This window comes from Vibrio sp. 10N.222.55.C6 (assembly GCF_041473395.1).
Taxonomy (GTDB): Bacteria; Pseudomonadota; Gammaproteobacteria; order Enterobacterales; family Vibrionaceae; genus Vibrio; species Vibrio crassostreae_C.
Map to the genome: position 1 here is coordinate 962 of NZ_JBFRSD010000201.1, position 310 is coordinate 1271.

A 310-nucleotide genomic window follows, 5' to 3' on the forward strand; every position below is an offset into this window, starting at 1 on the left:
TGTTGATCCTGCATTCATCATGGATCATCTTGATATGACCGCAATGGTGCGTTTAGAGGGTATCTATGACAATCAGTGGGGCTATTACATTGACTACAGCTTCATGAAGTTAAGCGGAAAAACAAACTCAGTGTTAGGTAGCAACCTAGAGGTATTGAGGGGCAACCTTGATATCCGACAAGGTGTTTTAGATGTGAAGGGGTTTAAGCGCTACCAGTACGATTTTGGCACGATTGATTATCTGTTTGGGCTTCGTTGGTGGGATAACGACATCGATGCCAAGCTTTACGGTTCAGGTGGCAATCTAAGT

The 310-nt window shown here is 43.9% G+C and carries 1 pseudogene; it reads left to right on the forward strand.

Annotated elements, in window-relative coordinates:
- Positions 1–310: pseudogene (locus tag AB4486_RS23230) on the forward strand (hypothetical protein); the annotation flags it as partial.